The organism is Variovorax sp. TLI9-5A (assembly GCF_056867935.1).
The window spans coordinates 4,575,132-4,592,738 of record NZ_CP200310.1 but is presented as its reverse complement, the minus strand read 5'-3'; the positions used below and the strand labels follow the sequence as shown (position 1 = coordinate 4,592,738).

Annotated in this window: 15 protein-coding genes; 10 read left to right on the top strand and 5 right to left on the bottom strand. The window is 68.8% G+C overall.

The features are described 5' to 3' along the window. Positions 1-1,065: an inositol monophosphatase family protein gene (locus tag AC1VNX_RS21765; protein WP_301508407.1), complete on the bottom strand. Its 1,065-nt coding sequence runs from the start codon at positions 1,063-1,065 to the stop codon at positions 1-3. A 110-nt stretch (positions 1,066-1,175) separates the two neighbouring features. Between AC1VNX_RS21765 and AC1VNX_RS21760 the strand changes: the two genes are divergently transcribed. Continuing rightward, positions 1,176-1,934 (top strand): RNA methyltransferase, encoded by a 759-nt coding sequence (locus AC1VNX_RS21760; RefSeq protein WP_483159316.1) that lies wholly within the window; start codon positions 1,176-1,178, stop codon positions 1,932-1,934. Between the two features lie 57 nt (positions 1,935-1,991). After that, on the top strand, positions 1,992-2,798 hold the full coding sequence (gene cysE, locus AC1VNX_RS21755) for a serine O-acetyltransferase (RefSeq protein WP_483162000.1): 807 nt from the start codon (positions 1,992-1,994) through the stop codon (positions 2,796-2,798). Between the two features lie 15 nt (positions 2,799-2,813). Here the strand turns inward: cysE and cadR are convergent, their stop codons facing one another. Continuing rightward, entirely contained in the window at positions 2,814-3,284 is a 471-nt protein-coding gene (cadR, locus tag AC1VNX_RS21750; protein WP_483159314.1) for a Cd(II)/Pb(II)-responsive transcriptional regulator, read from the bottom strand. A gap of 70 nt (positions 3,285-3,354) precedes the next feature. Between cadR and AC1VNX_RS21745 the strand changes: the two genes are divergently transcribed. Next, positions 3,355-5,685 (top strand): heavy metal translocating P-type ATPase, encoded by a 2,331-nt coding sequence (locus tag AC1VNX_RS21745; protein WP_483159312.1) that lies wholly within the window; start codon positions 3,355-3,357, stop codon positions 5,683-5,685. 7 nt (positions 5,686-5,692) lie between these two features. Here the strand turns inward: AC1VNX_RS21745 and AC1VNX_RS21740 are convergent, their stop codons facing one another. Further along, positions 5,693-6,265 carry a carboxymuconolactone decarboxylase family protein gene (locus AC1VNX_RS21740; RefSeq protein WP_483159309.1) on the bottom strand — a complete coding sequence of 191 codons (573 nt, stop codon included), beginning with the start codon at positions 6,263-6,265 and terminating at the stop codon, positions 5,693-5,695. 127 nt (positions 6,266-6,392) lie between these two features. Here AC1VNX_RS21740 and AC1VNX_RS21735 point away from each other — a divergent pair, with 127 nt between their 5' ends. Next, the gene (locus AC1VNX_RS21735) at positions 6,393-6,710 is read left to right on the top strand and encodes a winged helix-turn-helix transcriptional regulator (protein ID WP_483159307.1); all 318 of its coding nucleotides are present in this window, start codon (positions 6,393-6,395) and stop codon (positions 6,708-6,710) included. A 38-nt stretch (positions 6,711-6,748) separates the two neighbouring features. Next, positions 6,749-8,002: a cation:proton antiporter gene (locus tag AC1VNX_RS21730; protein ID WP_483159305.1), complete on the top strand. Its 1,254-nt coding sequence runs from the start codon at positions 6,749-6,751 to the stop codon at positions 8,000-8,002. A 6-nt stretch (positions 8,003-8,008) separates the two neighbouring features. Here the strand turns inward: AC1VNX_RS21730 and AC1VNX_RS21725 are convergent, their stop codons facing one another. Together AC1VNX_RS21725 and AC1VNX_RS21720 are read right to left on the bottom strand one after the other, a co-directional pair. Next, on the bottom strand, positions 8,009-9,331 hold the full coding sequence (locus AC1VNX_RS21725) for a heavy metal sensor histidine kinase (protein WP_483159303.1): 1,323 nt from the start codon (positions 9,329-9,331) through the stop codon (positions 8,009-8,011). Beyond that, positions 9,328-10,005, bottom strand: a complete 678-nt coding sequence (locus tag AC1VNX_RS21720) for a heavy metal response regulator transcription factor (protein WP_483159301.1) — start codon at positions 10,003-10,005, stop codon at positions 9,328-9,330. The genes AC1VNX_RS21725 and AC1VNX_RS21720 overlap by 4 nt, the downstream gene beginning before the upstream one ends. Before the next feature lie 178 nt (positions 10,006-10,183). On the opposite strand from AC1VNX_RS21720, the gene czcI reads away from it, so the two are divergent. The 5 genes from czcI to AC1VNX_RS21695 all read left to right on the top strand — a co-directional run bounded on the left by czcI (position 10,184) and on the right by AC1VNX_RS21695 (position 17,556). Then, positions 10,184-10,558, top strand: a complete 375-nt coding sequence (gene czcI, locus AC1VNX_RS21715) for a cation efflux protein, CzcI family (RefSeq protein ID WP_483159299.1) — start codon at positions 10,184-10,186, stop codon at positions 10,556-10,558. Between the two features lie 99 nt (positions 10,559-10,657). Continuing rightward, positions 10,658-12,010, top strand: coding sequence for a TolC family protein (locus AC1VNX_RS21710; protein ID WP_483159297.1), 1,353 nt, complete (start codon positions 10,658-10,660; stop codon positions 12,008-12,010). Between the two features lie 27 nt (positions 12,011-12,037). Then, a complete protein-coding gene (locus AC1VNX_RS21705) occupies positions 12,038-13,432 on the top strand; it encodes an efflux RND transporter periplasmic adaptor subunit (protein ID WP_483159295.1) in 1,395 nt (464 codons plus the stop codon). 10 nt (positions 13,433-13,442) lie between these two features. After that, positions 13,443-16,655 carry a CusA/CzcA family heavy metal efflux RND transporter gene (locus tag AC1VNX_RS21700; RefSeq protein ID WP_483159293.1) on the top strand — a complete coding sequence of 1,071 codons (3,213 nt, stop codon included), beginning with the start codon at positions 13,443-13,445 and terminating at the stop codon, positions 16,653-16,655. After that, positions 16,645-17,556: a cation diffusion facilitator family transporter gene (locus AC1VNX_RS21695; protein WP_483159291.1), complete on the top strand. Its 912-nt coding sequence runs from the start codon at positions 16,645-16,647 to the stop codon at positions 17,554-17,556. Before AC1VNX_RS21700 ends, AC1VNX_RS21695 begins: the two co-directional genes overlap by 11 nt. Positions 17,557-17,607: the final 51 nt, after the last annotated feature.

Here is a 17,607-nt window from a genome sequence, read left to right as displayed (position 1 = left end):
TCACTTGGCGGAAGCGTTGCCCCCGGAGGGAGCGCCGTTGGCGGGCGCTTCGCGGCGCACGCGCGTGAGCTTGCGGGGCGCGGGCGGCGCCACCGGGGCGGCCGGTGCCTCGGCATCGGCGGCCTCGTCGGCAAAGCCCACCACCGTGCTGCGGGCGTAGAGGTCGGTCGAGTCGTCGGCATTGCCGGCGCTGGCCTTGGCGGAGGCCGACACGGCGCGCACGCGGTCGCTGGCGCGCAGCTTGTCGTCCACGTTGGCGAACTTGGAGTACTTGGCGAGCAGCGGCACCAGCTGGCCGTACACGCGCGGGGCGCCGGCCAGGCATTCGCGCTGGTCGAGGAACTCGGGCTCGCCCGTGAAGTTGCCGATCAGGCCGCCGGCCTCGGTGACCAGCAGCGAGCCCGCTGCCACGTCCCACGGGTTAAGGCCGGTCTCGAAGAAGGCGTCGGTGAAGCCGGCCGCCACGTAGGCGAGGTCGAGCGCGGCGGCGCCGGGGCGGCGCAGGCCGGCGGCGCGGGGCATCATGTCCGCCATGATGGCCAGGTACTGCTTGAAGTTGTCGCCGGTGCGGAAGGGGAAGCCGGTGGAGATCAGGCACTCGTTGAGCCGGGTGCGCTTCGAGACGCGGATGCGGCGCTCGTTCATGTAGGCGCCGCGGCCCTTGGTGGCGGTGAACAGGTCGTTGCGGGTGGGGTCGTAGACCACGGCCTGCTCGATCTTGCCGCGCACCGACAGCGCGATGGACACGCAGTACACCGGGAAGCCGTGGATGAAGTTGGTGGTGCCGTCCAGCGGATCGATGATCCAGACGTAGTCGGAGTCCTTGGCGCCGTACTGGCTGCCGGATTCTTCCGCGAGGATGCCGTGCCCCGGATACGCGCCGAGCAGCGTCTCGATGATCGCTTGCTCGCTGGCGTGGTCGACTTCGGTGACGAAGTCGTTGACCTGCTTCTGGGAAATGCGCACGGCTTCGACGTCGAGGGCGGCGCGATTGATGATGGCGCCAGCGGCGCGTGCGGCCTTGACGGCCACGTTGAGCATGGGATGCAGGTTGGGGGACGACATTGGATTGTGGGAAGAACGGTGGGGAAGGCCCACGGAGACGACCCGGCGATGCGGGCGGCGAGAATCGGGGGATTTTACCGGCTCCGCCCGTTAGTGTCCGCCAACCCTCCATGCGCACCCGTTTCATCCTGATCCAGACCAGCCACGCCGGCAACGTGGGCGCCGCCGCCCGCGCCATGAAAACCATGGGATTTTCCGACCTGGTGCTGGTGGCTCCTCGCTGGGCCAACGTGCTGCGGCGCGAGGAAACCATCCAGCGCGCGAGCGGCGCGCTCGACGTCCTGACCAACGCCCGCATCGTCGAGACGCTCGACGAGGCCCTCGACGGCGTGACCCACCTGTGCGCCACCGCCATGATCCCGCGCGACTTCGGCCCGCCCACGCGCACGCCCCGCGAACACCTGGAGCCGCTCGCCAAGCAGGGCGATCAGCACGTTGCCTTCCTCTTCGGCTCCGAGCGTTTCGGCATGCGCAACGAGGACGTCTACCGCTGCAATGTGGCCCTGAGCATTCCAACCGACCCGAAATTCGGCTCGCTCAACCTGGGCGCGGCCATCCAGGTGGTCGCCTACGAATGGCGGCTGGCGCTGGGCGGCTACGAGGTGCGGGAGGCCACGAATCCGGTGCAGGCGGCCGATGCGCAGGCGGTTGCAGGAATGCTCGACCACTGGGAGCGTTCGCTGGTGGAAATCGGCTTCCTCGACCCCGAGGCGCCCAAGAAGCTCATGCCGAGGCTGCAGCAGCTCTTCAACCGCGCCCAGCCCACGCCGGAGGAGATCCACATCCTGCGCGGCATCGCCAAGGCGATGAGCGACGCGACCCGGCCGCCCAGGGGCGAAAAGGGCGGCAATGCCTCCGGGAAAGACTAAAACCCCATCGCCCGTACGCGAAGACCCCCGGCCTTAGACTGCGCGGCCCCTATCGATATAACGACAACAGACAGAAGGCAGAAGGCAGCGATGTTCTCCAGACTGCGCGCCGACATCCGGTGCATCCTCGAACGCGACCCGGCCGCCCGAAGCGCCTGGGAAGTGATCACGGTCTATCCCGGCTTCCATGCCGTGGTGCTGCATCGCTGGGCGCACGCCTGTTGGACCCATGGCTTCAAGTGGCCCGCGCGCTTCATCGCGCACTGGTCGCGCTGGCTCACCGGCATCGAGATCCACCCCGCGGCCAAGATCGGCGAGCGCGTGTTCTTCGACCACGCCATGGGCGTCGTCGTCGGCGAGACGGCCGAGATCGGCGACGGCTGCACCATCTACCAGGGCGTCACGCTGGGCGGCACCTCGCTCTACAAGGGCACCAAGCGGCATCCGACGCTGGGGCGCAACGTGGTGGTCGGCGCGGGCGCCAAGGTGCTCGGCGGCTTCGTGGTGGGCGACGGCGCCAAGGTGGGCTCGAACGCGGTCGTCACCAAGCCAGTGCCTGCGGGCGCCACGGCGGTGGGCAACCCGGCGCGCATCATCGAGGCCGAAGCCGCCGCGCGGCGCGAGGAAACCGCCTCGCGCATGGGCTTCTCGGCCTACGGCGTGACCCAGAACGACGACCCGCTGAGCCAGGCGCTGCGCGGCCTGATCGACAACGCATCGGGCCAGGAGCACCAGATCGCGCTGCTGTGGCAGGCCATCGAGAAGCTCTCGGCGCAGCCGGGCAGCAAGGACTGCGTGCCTGGCGACGCGGCGCGCGACGAGAGCTTCGAGGCCGACAAGCTCACGCAGCTCATCGGCAAGTAGCGGCCGGCCCGTCGGTCAGCCGCCCCGCTTGGCCGGCGCGTGAAGCGCGCCATGCACATGGCCCGCATGCTGGCCGAAAGTCTCGGGCGCCAGTGCGGTGGTGTCCAGCTCCTGCAGGATGCCGCAGGCGTTCGCCGACTCGGGGCCACAGCATTGCTGGCGCAGCGCCTTCAGCTGCTTCTCCAGCGTCTTCAGCTCGGCGATGCGCGCGGCCACATGGCCGATGTGGTCGTCCAGCAGCTGGTTGACCTCGCCGCAGTCTTCCTGCGGCGCGTCGCGGAATTTGAGCAGGCTGCGGATCTCGTCGAGCGTCATGTCCAGCGAGCGGCAGCGGCGGATGAAACCCAGGCGCTGGGCGTGGTCTTCGTCGTAGATGCGGTAGTTGCCGTCGGTGCGCGCCGGCTCGGGCAGCAGTTGCTCGCGCTCGTAGTACCGGATGGTTTCGACAGGCGTGTTCGCGGCCTTGGCCAGTTCTCCGATTTTCATGATGCGGCAAATGGACGAGTGGACATGAACGGTTGACTCTACACCTGCTTCAGGGTTTCCAATCGATTCCATGACGAACCAGAACGCCCTGAACCCGCCCGTGCCGCGCGCGCACTCTCATTCGCATGCACAAGAGGAGGGGCACGGCCACGATCACGGCCATGGACATGGCCACGAGCATCCGCAGCCCAAGCCTGCCGACGCCTGCTGCGGCTGCAGCAGCACCGCCAGCCACGGCCCGATTCCGCTGGCGCCCGACGTGAGCGACGTGCCCACCGGCGCCTTGCTCTTTCGCATTCCCACCATGGACTGCGCGGTGGAGGAGTCCGAAATCCGCCGCGCGCTGGAGCCCATCGCCGGCGTCAAGGCACTGCGATTCCGCCTCGGCGAGCGCACCATGGCCATCACAACCGACGACGGCGCGCTGCCCGAGGCGCTGGCCGCCATCCGCAAGGCGGGCTTCAAGCCCGAGCCGCTGAATGCCACGGGCGCGCAGGCAGCGCCTGCAGCGCCCGCGAAGATCGCCGGCATGAGCGCGGGGCTCGCGCGGCTGGTGGCGGCACTGGTGCTGGCGATCGCGGCCGAGTCGGTCTCGTTCATGGGGCTGGAGGGCCGGGGCTTCATGGTGTTCGAGATGGCGCTGGCGCTCGGCGCCATCGGCCTCGCGGGCCTCGACACCTACAAGAAGGGCTTCGCGGCGCTGGTGCGCGGACGCCTGAACATCAACGCCCTGATGGCGGTGGCCGTCACTGGCGCATTCATCATCGGCCAGTGGCCAGAGGCCGCGATGGTGATGGCGCTCTACGCCATTGCCGAACTCATCGAGGCCCGCGCCGTGGACCGCGCGCGCAACGCCATCCAGAGCCTGCTCGCGCTCGCGCCCGAGCAGGCCGAAGTGAAGCAGGCCGACGGCAGCTGGCGCACCGTGATGGCCGGCGAGGTGGCGCTGGGCGCCATCGCGCGCATCCGCCCCGGCGGGCGCGTGCCGCTGGACGGCATCGTCACCGAGGGCACCAGCGCGATCGATCAGGCGCCGGTCACCGGCGAGAGCATTCCGGTCGACAAGACCATCGGCGACCAGGTGTTCGCCGGCACCATCAACCAGACCGCCGCGCTGGAGTTCCGCGTGACGGCCATCGCTGCCAACACCACGCTCGCGCGCATCATCCACGCGGTCGAGGAAGCTCAGGGCTCGCGCGCGCCCACGCAGCGCTTCGTCGACCGGTTCGCCGCCATCTACACGCCCACCGTCTTCGTGCTGGCGCTGGCCATCGCGATGTTCACGCCCTTCTTCATGGACTGGACCTGGCTGCAGGCCATCTACAAGGCGCTGGTGCTGCTGGTCATTGCCTGCCCGTGCGCGCTGGTCATCTCCACGCCGGTGACGGTGGTGAGCGCGCTGGCCTCGGCCGCGCGGCGCGGCATTCTCATCAAGGGCGGCACGTACCTCGAAGAAGCGCGCAAGCTCAAGGCGGTCGCGCTCGACAAGACGGGCACCATCACCGAAGGCAAGCCGAAGCTGGTGGAGTCGTCGCTGATCGGTGATTCCTCGGGGAACGAGGCGGCGGTGTTCGCCGTGGCCGCCAGCATCGCGGGCCGCTCCGACCACCCCGTGTCGAAGGCCATCGCCGAGGGGCTGAAGAGCGAGCGCGGCGAAGTCGCCGACTTCACCGCGCTGCCCGGCCGCGGCGTGCAGGCCGCGCACGCGGGGCAGGTCTACGTGCTGGGCAACCACCGGCTGATCGAGGAGCGCGGCCTTTGCACCCCGTCGCTCGAAGCCGAGCTCAAGCGCCACGAGGAAGCCGGCCGCACCGTCACGCTGCTGGCCTCGGACAAGGCCGTGCTCGCGCTCTTCGCGGTGGCCGACACGATCAAGGAGTCGTCACAGGCGGCGGTGGCCGAGTTACGCTCGCTCGGCGTCGTGCCCGTGATGCTCACCGGCGACAACACCGCCACCGCCAGGACCATCGGCGCCCACGCCGGCATCGAGGACGTGCGCGGCAACCTGCTGCCCGAGGAAAAGCTCGACGCCGTCAAGGCCATGCAGCAGCGCTACGGCGCCGCAGCGATGACCGGCGACGGCATCAACGACGCTCCCGCGCTCGCGCAGGCCGACATCGGCTTCGCGATGGGCGGCGCCGGCACCGACACCGCGATGGAAGCGGCCGACGTGGTCATCATGAACGACGACCTGCGCCGCATCCCCGAAACCATCCGCCTCTCGCGCCGCGCGCATTCGGTGCTGTGGCAGAACATCACGCTGGCGCTGGGCATCAAGGCCGTGTTCTTCGTGCTCGCCGTGTTCGGCAGCGCGACCATGTGGATGGCGGTGTTCGCGGACATGGGGGCGAGCCTGCTGGTGGTGGCGAACGGGCTGCGGTTGATGCGTGTGCCGAAGTGAGCGAGCCTTACCAGCGCGCGGCCCACTTCTCCAGCGGCACGCGCGCAGCATTGCAGACATAGCTCACCGAGTGATACCAGCCCGCGAGCATCATCAGTTCGACGAGCTGCGCGTGGCTCCAGTGCGCGCGCAGGGCTTCCCACAGCGCGTCGTCGACATCGCTGGTGTCGTGGAGCTGGTCGACCATCGACACCAGCAGCCGGTCGCGCGGGGCGAGCTGCGAGAGATCGCCGTCGGCCGACGCCATCACGCGGCGGTCGGTGTCGCTGAAGCCGGCGGCGTCGGCGAAGCCGGTCCAGTGCACGCCCCATTCGTATTCGGCGCCGCAGCGGGCGCAGACCCGCAGGATGACGATCTCGCGCTCCCGCAGGCTGATGGCCGCCTTGCGTCCCAGCAGGTAGCGGCCGAGGTCCATCGTGCGCTCGGCCAGTGCGGGGTTGACGGCCAGCACGCGGAACAGCGCGAGTATCTCGGGGGCCTGCGGCGGCGTCATGCGCGTGAGCAGCTCGCCGATGGGCTCGGGGTAGGGGGCTTCGAGCGCGGGGATGCGCGGGGTGCGCTGTGCGGCGGTGTCGGTCAAGAGATGTCTCCTTCGGTGCGACAGTGATGAAATTGCTACGGAATACGTAGCGGTCGGCGCAGTCTATCGCTACGGATTGCGTAGCGCAAGCGCGTACACTCGCCCGATCGATCAATGAAGGCTTCGCATGGAAGACGCTCAACCCGCCACATCGCGCCGCCCCGTCATGCGGCTGCTGGAGCAGCTCGGCCGCAAGGGCACGCTGCGCATCCTCTGGGAGCTGCGCGACGGCCAGCCGCAGAGCTTCAGGGCGCTGCGCACGAGCACGGACCAGATGTCGCCTTCGGTGCTCAACGACCGGCTCAAGGAGCTGCGTGCGGCAGGCGTGGTCGAGCTTGCGGTGGCGGGCTATGTGCTGACCGAATCGGGCGCGGAGCTGGTCAGGCGCCTGCTGCCGCTGAACCAGTGGGCCAACCGCTGGCTCGACGACACGGCTTCGAACTAACATCGGCCGGAATTTCCCCCCCAACTCCCGGCTACCCGATGTCCGTCACTTCGCTCCTGCTGCAGCTCATCGTCATCCTGGTCACCGCGCGTCTTTGCGGCTGGATCCTTCGCCATGTGGGCCAGCCCGGCGTGGTCGGCGAGATGGCGGCGGGCCTGATGCTCGGGCCGGTGGTGATGGGCGCGCTCTTTCCCTCGCTGCATGCGCAGCTGTTCTCGAAGGAGTCTCTGCAGGGGCTTTCTTCGCTTTCCACGCTGGGGCTGGTGCTCTTCATGTTCGTGGTCGGACTGGAACTGCGCGCCTCGCAGGGCGTGCGCGAGCAGCTTCGCTCGGCGGGCTATGTGGGTGTATTGAGCGTGGTCGTGCCGATGGCGCTGGGCATCGCGATCGCGCCGGCGCTGCATCCCACGCTGGCGCCGGCCGGTGTCGGCTTCTGGCCTTTTGCGCTGTTCATCGCGGCGGCGCTGTCGATCACCGCTTTTCCGGTGATGGCGCGCATCCTGAAGGACCGCGGCATGACGCGCACGCCCTTCGGCCAGCTCTCGCTGGGCGCGGCGGCCGTGGTCGACGTGTTCGCCTGGATCCTGCTGGCCGTGGTGGTCGCGCTGGTCGGCGCGGGCGAGGGCTACCAGGGGCTGCTGAAGACCACGCTGGGCATGGCGGTGGTGCTGGCGGCGCTGTTCCTCGGGCTCAAGCCGGCCTTCGCATGGCTGCTGCGCGTCAAGGCGCCAGAGGGCGAGCCGACGACCACCGTGATGGCGGCGCTGATGATCGGCCTGCTGGCGACTTCGCTGGTCACCGAATGGCTGCACCTGCATGCGGTGTTCGGCGCATTCCTGTTCGGCGCCTGCCTGCCGCGCGACGACCGGCTGCTGAAGTCGCTCACCGAGCGCATCGAGCCGATCTCCATCGTGGTTCTTATGCCGCTCTTCTTCGCCCTTGCCGGGCTGGGCACCACGGCCAACGCCTTCTCGGGCGCGAGCCTGGGCGCGATGCTGCTGATCGTGGGCGTGGCCACCGTGGGCAAGATCGCCGGCGGCGCGGCCGGTGCGCGCATGGCGGGCTATGGCTGGCGCGACAGCCTGGCCACCGGCTCGCTGATGAACGCGCGCGGGCTGATGGAACTCATCGTCATGAAGATCGGCCTCGACGCGGGCCTGATCGGCCCCGAGCTCTTCACCATGCTGCTGGTGATGGCGCTGGCCACCACCGCGATGACGGGGCCGCTGATCAACCTGTTCATCGGCCGCAAGCCGGCGGTCGCGGCGGACGCCGCGCACGCGAAGCCCTGACTTCGATCAGCGCTTCGCCACGGTGAAGCCGATGCGCGTCTCGCCGCCCCGGCTGGCCGCGAACACCCGCCCGCCGTGCATGCGGGCAATGGCTTCCACGATAGACAGGCCCAGCCCGTGGTGCCGAGTCGAGCCGTCGCGGGCCTGCGCGGCGCGGTAGAAGCGCTCGAACAGGCGGGGCAGGGCGGCGGGGTCGATGGGCTCGCCCTTGTTGACCACGGCCACGGCGAACTCGGTGGCGCTTTCCTCGCCGATCTCGATGCGTATCGTCGAGGCCGGCGCCGCGAAGCGGATCGCGTTGCCCAGCAGGTTGAAGAGCGCGCGGCGCACCAGCGCGGCGTCTACATCGGCCATGGCGTCGCCGCGCACCTCGGCGCGCAGGCCTGCTTCTTCCAGCATGGCATCGTAGAAGTCGATCACGTCGGCTGCTTGCGCCGCCAGGCTCGCCACTGCCCGCGTGCGCATGGGCGCGCCGCGCTCGGCCTGCGAAAGGAACAGCATGTCGGTGACGATGCCCGAGAGCCGGCCGACCTCTTCGAGGTTGGAGGCGAGCACGGTCTGCAGCTCCTCGTTGCTGCGCGGGCGGGTGAGCGCGAGTTCGGTGGAGCCGATCAGGTTGGCCAGCGGCGTGCGCAGTTCGTGCGCCACGTCGGCGTTGAAGGATTCGAGTTGCACGTACGCCCGCTGCACCCGCAGCAGCAGGGCGTTGAACTGGGTGATCCAGGGGCGCAGTTCTTCAGCGAAGTCGCTGGCGTCGATGGGCTGGTTGGCCTTGTCGGGCGCCATCGCGGCGGTGCGCTCGGTCAGCGTCTTCAGCGGCTTCAGGCCGCGTCGCACCAGCCACATGCCCGTGAGCGAGACCAGCGCCGTGCCCAGTACCACGGCGCCCAGCAGCGTCCACGCGAGGCGGCGCAGCAGCTGGGCCTCCTGCGCGGTATTCACGCCGATGCGCACCGACAGTTGCGTGGTGGCGCCGGCCTGCGTCCATGGCACCTCCAGGTCGCGCAGCATCCACTTGCCGCCCGTGGTGGGCCTCGATTCGAAGAGCCGCCTGCCGCCGGCGGAGATCGACAGCGTCACGTCGTCCTGCATCGAGAAGAAGTCGTCGAGCTTGTGGCGCAGGAAGACGAGGTCGCCGCCTTTTTCGGCCTCCAGCAGCAGGTGCTCCACCAGCACTGCCTTGTTGGCGAGCTCCTCTTCCTGCTTCTGGCCGAAGTTCCAGGCGGTGACGAGGTAGATGGCGAAGCAGATCACGCTCAACCCGAACAGGGTCTGCGCGGCGAGCCAGAGAGACAGACGGCTCTGCAGGGATCGCGGCCGTGAGCTCAATGCCAGGAGCGGTCTTCGAGCACGTAGCCCATGCCGCGCACGGTGTGCAGCAGCTTCACATCGAAGGGGTCGTCGAGCTTGCTGCGCAGCCGGCGGATGGCCACTTCGACCACGTTGGTGTCGCTGTCGAAGTTCATGTCCCACACCTGCTCGGCGAGGGTGGTGCGCGAGAGGATCTGGCCGCGCCGGCGCAGCAGCACCAGCAGCAGCGTGAATTCCTTGGCCGTGAGATCCAGCCTCGTGCCGTTGCGCATGCACTTGCGGCTGATCAGGTCGACCTCGAGGTCGGCCAGCCGCAGCACCGTGGAGTCCTGCGCCTTGCCCCGGCGCAAAAGCGCCTGCACGCGCGCCAGAAGCTCGGAGAAGGAGAAGGGCTTGACCAGGTAGTCGTCCGCGCCCTGCTGCAACCCGAGCACACGGTCTTCGACCTTGTCGCGCGCCGTGAGCACCAGCACGGGCACATTCTTCGTGCGGCGCAGCGCCTGGAGAACCGCGAAGCCGTCGATGCCGGGAAGCATCACGTCGAGCAGGATCAGCGCGTAGTCGCCCTCGGTGGCGAGGTACTTCCCCTCGATGCCGTCGCGGGCTATGTCCACGACGTAACCGTTCTCCTCCAGCCCCTTCTTGAGGTAGTCGCCCAGTTTGGGTTCGTCTTCTATCACCAGGATACGCATGGGCGAATAGTAGCGAAGCACTTTCGATACGTGGGTTACGTTTCGGTAATCCTATTGACGGACAAAGCCTCGCCCGGGTGTCATACATTGCGCCGGGCCTGCATTGCAGCGGGCCCTGCGTCCCGCAGGGCCATTGCCGGAATGCCCGCCGCAGGCCGCCGATATACTTTTTGCCTCCATGCGCCGCTGGTTCCTCATCTTCATGCTCGCCCTGCTGCCGTTCCAGTTCAGCTGGGCGTCGGCATCGGCGTACTGCCAGCATGAGCGCGACACCCGGCCCGACCACTGGGGCCATCACGAAAGCGAAACCCGCGGCACCGACCGCAGCCACAGCGGCGAGGGCGCGCAGAAGAATTCCAGCACCCAGCCCAATGCGGTGGTCGGCGACTGCGCCGTCTGTCACTTCGGCCATGCCCAGCACGCCGATGCACTCGACGAGCCGGTGCAATCCGTGGCGCGCGTGGCCCAGCCGCTGCGCGCGATGCCCGACGAGCGTTTCGCCTCGCATGTCTCCGACGTTCCGGTCCGCCCCGACTGGTCTCTCGCCTCCTGATTCGGCGAGAGAACACAACCCCTTTCTGATACCCACCATCAGCTAGCCGAGCTCTCGCCGAATTCGTCCGTCCGTTGTTTCGCAACCCAGGAGAATTCGATGCGCACGCTCTTCGTGCCGCTGGCCGTGCTGGCCATGGCGGCGCCCCCGGTTTTTTCGCAGGTCGCACAGGCCTCGTCGACCGGCTCCCTTTATTCCCAGTCCGCGCCATCCGGCGCGGTCAATGCCCGCGTGCAGGAGCCCGCAGGTCCGCTGACCCTTCGCAACGCCGTCGCCATGGCGCTGCAGGCCAACCCCGGCCTGTCTTCCGCATTGCGCGAGCAGGAAGCCACCGAGGGCGCCGTCGTCCAGGCCGGCGCCTGGCCCAACCCCACGCTCGGGGTACAGCTCGAAGACTTGCGCCGCGACAACCGCACCACGACGCTGCAGCTGAGCCAGCCCATCGAGCTGGGCGGCAAGCGCTCGGCCCGCGTCACGGCGGCCGAGCGGGCGCGCGACCAGGCCGGGTCGGCGCTGGCCGCGCGCCGCGCCGATATCCGCGCGGCCACCGTCACCGCCTTCTTCGACGTGCTGACCGCACAGGAGCGCCTGCGGCTCGCGCAGGATTCAGTGGGCCTCGCGCAGACCGCCACCCGCGCTGCCGCCAACCGCGTGGCCGCCGGCAAGGTCTCGCCGCTGGAGGAAACCAAGGCGCGCGTTGCCGAGGCCGGCATCCGCGTCGAGCTGATGCAGGCCGAGGGCACACTGCGATCGGCACGCCAGCAGCTCGCCGCGCTCTGGGGCAACTCCAGCCCCCGCTTCACGCAGGTGGATGGCGCGGTCGACCAGCTGCCCGCCATGGCCTCGGCCCAGGACATCGCCGGCAAGCTGGCCGATGCACCGGTGGTGCGGCAGGCGCGGCTCGAAGTCGAGCGGCGCAAGGCGCTGGCCGATCTGGAGCGCGCCAAGCGCATTCCCGACGTGACCGTCTCGCTCGGCGCCAAGCGCGTGCCGGCTTCCGACGGCGACACCGGCAGCAACCGGCGCAACCAGGTGGTGCTGGGCCTGTCGGTGCCGCTGCCTATCTTCGACACCAACCGCGGCAATGTCGCCGAGGCCCTGAGCCGCGAGGAAAAAGCGCGCGACGACCTCGCCGTTGCCGAGCTCCAACTGGGCACCGAGGTGGCACAGGCCACCGAGCGCCTGCGCTCCGCGCACGCCACCGCCGAGACGCTGCAGCGCGACGCGCTGCCCGGTGCCGAGAGCGCCTACAAGGCCGCCACCAAGGGCTTCGAGCTGGGCAAGTTCAGCTTTCTCGAAGCGCTCGATGCGCAGCGCACGCTGTTCCAGGTGCGCGCGCAATACCTGCTCGCGCTGGCCGACGCGCACCGCGCGGCGGGCGATCTCGACCGGCTGCTGGGCAACGAAGGCGACGCGGCCACTCCCGCGATGACTACGCCCGTCGCGCGCTGACAGGCAAAACAAGGAATTCCACAGATCATGAACACAGAAGAACGCAAGACTTTCGCCGAGCGTGTCGGCAAGAAGCAGCTGATCGCCATCGCGGCGGTGCTCGTGCTGGGCGCGGGCGCCGGGGCGCTGATATTGCGCAGCGCGCCCGCCAAGCCCGAGGCGGCCGGCCATTCGGAAGCAGCCGGACACGGCGACGGCGAGCACCACGAGGAAGCAGGCCACAAGGAAGAGGGCCACAAGGAAGGCAAGGCGGCCGGAGGCGAGGACCACGACCACAGCCACGGCGAGGCCAAGGGCCATGCCGACAAGGAGCACCACGCCGAGGAAGGCAAGGCAGGCGAGGGCAAGACCGAGGAGAAGGGCGAAGCCAAGTCCGCCGCGCACAAGGAAGACGAGGAAAAGATCGCCTTCACCGACGAGCAGATCAAGGCGGCCGACATCTCCATCGAAAGCGCCGGCCCCGCACGCATCAAGCTGTCGCTGCAGCTGCCGGGCGAGATCAAGTTCAACGAGGACCGCACGGCCCACGTGGTGCCGCGCGTGGCGGGCGTGGTCGACAGCGTGCCGGCCAACCTGGGGCAGGAGGTCAAGCGCGGCGAGGTGCTCGCGGTGCTGTCGAGCCCGGGGCTCTCGGAGCAGCGCAGCGAGCTTCAGTCGGCGCAGCGCCGGCTGGAGCTGGCCCGCACCACCTACGAGCGCGAGAAGAAGCTGTGGGAGGAAAAGATCTCGCCGCAGCAGGACTACCTGCAGGCCGAGCAGGCCATGCAGGAGGCGCGCATCGCCGTGGCCAATGCCAACCAGAAGCTGCTGGCGCTGGGCGCCACGCCCGGCTCGTCGGCACTGGGCCGCTACGAGCTGCGCGCGCCCTTCGACGGCATGGTGGTCGAAAAGCACATCTCGCTCGGCGAATCGGTGGGCGAGGCGGTCAACGTCTTCACCATCTCCGACCTGTCGACCGTGTGGGCCGAGATCAGCGTGGCCGCCAACAACCTGAACCTGGTGCGCATCGGCGAGCAGGTGAAGATCCGCTCCAGCGCCTTCGACCAGACCGCGACCGGCAAGGTCTCGTACGTGGGCTCGCTCATCGGCGCGCAGACGCGCACAGCCACCGCGCGCGTCACGCTGACCAACCCGCAGCGCATCTGGCGCCCAGGCCTGTTCGTGAACGTCGAGCTGGTGGCCTCGGAGACCGAGGCGCCCGTGACCGTCGCGGCCGATGCGGTGCAGACCGTGGAAGACAAGCCCACCGTGTTCCTGCGCGTGCCCGGCGGCTTCCTGCCGCAGCACGTGGAGACCGGGCGCAGCGACGGCAAGCGCATCGAGATCGTCGGCGGGCTGAAGCCCGGCGCGGCGTATGCGGCCAGCGGCAGCTTCGTCGTGAAGTCGCAGCAGGGCAAGAGCTCGGCCACGCACACCCACTGAGGAAGCCCGCATGTTCGAACGAATCATCCGCTTCTCCATCGAGCAGCGCTGGCTGGTGCTGCTCGCCGTGTTCGGCATGGCGGCGCTGGGCATCTTCAGCTACCAGAAGCTGCCCATCGACGCCGTGCCCGACATCACCAACGTGCAGGTGCAGATCAACACCGCCGCGCCCGGCTACTCCCCGCTGGAGACCGAGCAGCGCGTGACCTACCCGATCGAGACCGTCATGGCCGGCCTGCCGGGCCTGCAGCAGACGCGCTCGCTCTCGCGCTACGGCCTCTCGCAGGTCACGGTGATCTTCAAGGACGGCACTGACATCTACTTCGCGCGGCAGCTCGTCAACGAGCGCATACAGTCCGCGCGAGAGAGCATGCCGCGCGGCATCTCGCCGGTGATCGGGCCCATTTCCACCGGCCTCGGCGAGATCTACCTCTGGACCGTCGAGGCCGAGGAGGGCGCGAAGAAGGCCGACGGCAAGCTCTACTCGCCCACCGACCTGCGCGAGATACAGGACTGGATCATCAAGCCGCAGCTGCGCAACGTGGCGGGCGTGACCGAGATCAACTCCATCGGCGGCTTCGCCAAGGAGTTCCAGATCGCGCCCGATCCGGCCAAGCTGCTGGCGCACGGCCTGACCATGGGCGACATCGTGCTCGCGCTGGAGCGCAACAACGCCAACGTGGGCGCGGGCTACATCGAGAAGCGCGGCGAGCAGTACCTGATCCGCGCGCCGGGGCAGGTGAAGTCGGCCGAGGACATCGGCAACGTGATCCTGGGCAACGCCAACGGCATTCCGCTGCGCGTGCAGGACGTGGCAGAAGTCGGCATCGGCCGCGAACTGCGCACGGGTGCTGCCACCGACAACGGCCGCGAGGTGGTGCTGGGCACGGTGTTCATGCTGATCGGCGAGAACAGCCGCACCGTGTCGCAGGCCGTCGACAGGAAGATGCAGGAGATCAACCGCACGCTGCCCGCCGGCGTGAAGGCGGTGACGGTGTATGACCGCACCGTGCTGGTCGACAAGGCCATCGCCACGGTGAAGAAGAACCTGTTCGAGGGTGCGGTGCTGGTCATCGCGATCCTGTTCCTGTTCCTGGGCAACATCCGCGCGGCGATCATCACGGCGCTCGTGATTCCGCTGTCGATGCTCTTCACCTTCACCGGCATGGTGAACCAGAAGGTCAGCGCCAACCTCATGAGCCTGGGCGCGCTGGACTTCGGCATCATCATCGACGGGGCGGTGGTGATTGTGGAGAACTGCGTGCGAAGGCTGGCCCACGCGCAGGCCCACAAGGGCAGGCCGCTCACGCGCAGCGAGCGTTTTCACGAAGTGTTCGCTGCCTCGCAGGAGGCGCGGCGCGCGCTGCTGTTCGGCCAGCTGATCATCATGATCGTGTACCTGCCGATCTTTGCGCTCACCGGCGTCGAGGGCAAGCTGTTCCACCCGATGGCCTTCACCGTGGTGATCGCGCTGCTGGGCGCGATGATCCTGTCGATCACCTTCATCCCGGCGGCCGTGGCGCTCTTCATCGGCAACAAGGTCAGCGAGAAGGAAAACCGCCTGATGCTGTGGGCCAAGCGCGCATACGAGCCGCTGCTGGCGCGCGTGATGTCGGCCAAGCCGCTGGTCATCACCTTCGCGGCGGTGGCCGTGGTGCTGTCGGGCCTGCTGGCCACGCGCCTGGGCACGGAGTTCGTGCCCAGCCTGAGCGAAGGCGACTTCGCCATCCAGGCGCTGCGCATCCCGGGCACCAGCCTCACGCAGTCGGTCGAGATGCAGAAGCAGCTCGAGCGCACGCTGAAGGCGAAGTTTCCGGAGATCGAGCGGGTGTTCGCGCGCACCGGCACGGCGGAGATCGCCTCCGACCCGATGCCGCCGAACATCTCCGACGGCTACATCATGCTCAAGCCCGAGAGGGAGTGGCCCACGCCGAAGCGTTCGCGCGCCGAGGTGCTCGCGGCGGTGCAGGAAGAAGTCGAGAAGCTGCCGGGCAACAACTACGAGTTCTCGCAGCCTATCCAGCTTCGCTTCAACGAGCTGATCTCGGGCGTTCGCAGCGACGTGGCGGTGAAGATCTTCGGCGACGACATGGACGTGCTGAACAAGACCGCGGCCGAGGTCTCGGGCGTGCTCAACGGCATTGCAGGCGCGGCCGAGGTGAAGATCGAGCAGACCACCGGCCTGCCGATGCTCACCGTGAACATCGACCGCAGCAAGACCGCGCGCTACGGCCTCAACGTAGGGGACGTGCAGGACGCCATCTCCGCCGCCGTGGGCGGGCGCGAGGCCGGCACGCTGTTCGACGGCGATCGGCGCTTCGACATCATCGTGCGCCTGCCCGAGGAACTTCGCACCGACCTGGAAGCCATCAAGCGCCTGCCCGTGGCGCTGCCCAAGGGCGCGGGCGCCGAGGGCGCGCGCACCAGCTTCATCCCGCTGGGCGAGGTGGCAACGCTGGACATCGCGCCCGGCCCCAACCAGGTGAGCCGCGAGGACGGCAAGCGCCGCATCGTGGTCAGCGCCAACGTGCGCGGCCGCGACCTCGGCTCCTTCGTGGCCGAGGCCGAGGAGGCGATGGGCAAGGTGAAGATCCCCACCGGCTACTGGACCGTGTGGGGCGGCCAGTACGAGAACCTGGCCTCGGCAACGCAGCGGCTGCAGATCGTGGTGCCGGTGTCGCTGCTGCTGGTGTTCACGCTGCTGTTCGCGATGTTCGGCAACATCAAGGACGGCCTGCTGGTGTTCACCGGCATCCCGTTCGCGCTCACGGGCGGCATCGTGGCGCTGTGGATGCGCGGCATTCCGCTGTCGATCTCGGCGGCGGTGGGCTTCATCGCGCTGTCGGGCGTGGCGGTGCTCAACGGGCTGGTGATGATCTCGTTCATCCGCAACCTGCGCGAAGGCGGCCTGCCGCTGGACGCGGCCATCCGCGAAGGCGCGCTCACGCGGCTGCGGCCGGTGCTCATGACCGCGCTGGTCGCCTCGCTGGGCTTCGTGCCGATGGCCATCGCCACCGGCACCGGCGCCGAGGTGCAGCGGCCGCTGGCCACCGTGGTGATCGGCGGTATCCTGTCGTCGACCGCGCTGACGCTGCTGGTGCTGCCGCTGCTCTACCGCATCGCCCACCGGCGCGACGAGGAGGAGCTGCAAGCGCAACAGCAAGCCCACGGCGCGCCGCTCGATCCACCAGACCCTTCGCTGCGAGGTTCCCATGGCACATGAGCATTCGCATGCCACCGGCGGCAACGAGAAGGCACTGCGCTGGGCGCTGCTGCTGACCTCGGTCTACCTCGTCGCCGAGGTGGTGGGCGGATTGGTGTCGGGCAGCCTCGCGCTGCTGTCCGACGCCGCGCACATGTTCACCGACACCGTGGCGCTGGCGATCTCGCTCGTGGCCATCCGGATCGGCAAGCGGCCTGCCGACCGGCGGCGCACCTTCGGCTACTACCGCTTCGAAATCCTGGCGGCGGTGCTCAACGCGGTGCTGCTGTTCTTCGTGGCGATCTATGTGCTGTACGAGGCCTACCGGCGCATCTCGGCGCCGGCCGAGATCCAGTCGACCATGATGCTGCTGGTGGCCGCCGGCGGCCTGGTGGTCAACCTGATCGGCATGCGGCTGCTGGCCTCCGGCAAGGACGAGAGCCTCAACGTGAAGGGCGCGTACCTGGAGGTGTGGGCCGACATGCTGGGCTCGATCGGCGTGATCGTCGGCGCCATCGTGATCCGCTACACGGGCTGGGGCTGGGTCGACTCGGTGATCGCCGTGGCGATCGGCCTCTGGGTGCTGCCGCGCACCTGGCGCCTCTTGCGCGAGAGCCTCAACGTGCTGCTCGAAGGCGTGCCCGACGAGGTGGACCTGCCCGCGGTCGAGAGCGCGCTGCTGGGCAGCGAGGGCGTTGCGAGCCTGCATGACCTGCATGTGTGGGCACTGTCCAGCGGCAAGGTGAGCCTGAGCGTGCACGTGGTGTGCACGCCGGAGGTGGGTGACCTGGCGCCGCTGACGCAGCAGTTGCGCGCGATGCTGGCCGAGCGCTTCGACATTCACCATTCGACCGTGCAGGCCGAACGGGTGCCCTGCGAACTGGCGGCGGACAGCCACGGCTTCGGCCCGGCTGGGCCCTGAACCCCGGGGCGGCGGGGCCGCGGATATCGGACAATCTGCCCGATCCAGGAT

What these genes read in the sequence shown, in the direction of transcription:
- cadR (WP_483159314.1), bottom strand. Translation starts at nt 3,284, where the DNA reads ATGAAAATCGGAGAACTGGCCAAGGCCGCGAACACGCCTGTCGAAACC.
- AC1VNX_RS21700 (WP_483159293.1), top strand. Translation starts at nt 13,443, where the DNA reads ATGTTCGAACGAATCATCCGCTTCTCCATCGAGCAGCGCTGGCTGGTG.
- AC1VNX_RS21720 (WP_483159301.1), bottom strand. Translation starts at nt 10,005, where the DNA reads ATGCGTATCCTGGTGATAGAAGACGAACCCAAACTGGGCGACTACCTC.
- czcI (WP_483159299.1), top strand. Translation starts at nt 10,184, where the DNA reads ATGCGCCGCTGGTTCCTCATCTTCATGCTCGCCCTGCTGCCGTTCCAG.
- AC1VNX_RS21705 (WP_483159295.1), top strand. Translation starts at nt 12,038, where the DNA reads ATGAACACAGAAGAACGCAAGACTTTCGCCGAGCGTGTCGGCAAGAAG.
- AC1VNX_RS21760 (WP_483159316.1), top strand. Translation starts at nt 1,176, where the DNA reads ATGCGCACCCGTTTCATCCTGATCCAGACCAGCCACGCCGGCAACGTG.
- AC1VNX_RS21695 (WP_483159291.1), top strand. Translation starts at nt 16,645, where the DNA reads ATGGCACATGAGCATTCGCATGCCACCGGCGGCAACGAGAAGGCACTG.
- AC1VNX_RS21745 (WP_483159312.1), top strand. Translation starts at nt 3,355, where the DNA reads ATGACGAACCAGAACGCCCTGAACCCGCCCGTGCCGCGCGCGCACTCT.
- AC1VNX_RS21730 (WP_483159305.1), top strand. Translation starts at nt 6,749, where the DNA reads ATGTCCGTCACTTCGCTCCTGCTGCAGCTCATCGTCATCCTGGTCACC.
- AC1VNX_RS21765 (WP_301508407.1), bottom strand. Translation starts at nt 1,065, where the DNA reads ATGTCGTCCCCCAACCTGCATCCCATGCTCAACGTGGCCGTCAAGGCC.
- AC1VNX_RS21735 (WP_483159307.1), top strand. Translation starts at nt 6,393, where the DNA reads ATGGAAGACGCTCAACCCGCCACATCGCGCCGCCCCGTCATGCGGCTG.
- AC1VNX_RS21710 (WP_483159297.1), top strand. Translation starts at nt 10,658, where the DNA reads ATGCGCACGCTCTTCGTGCCGCTGGCCGTGCTGGCCATGGCGGCGCCC.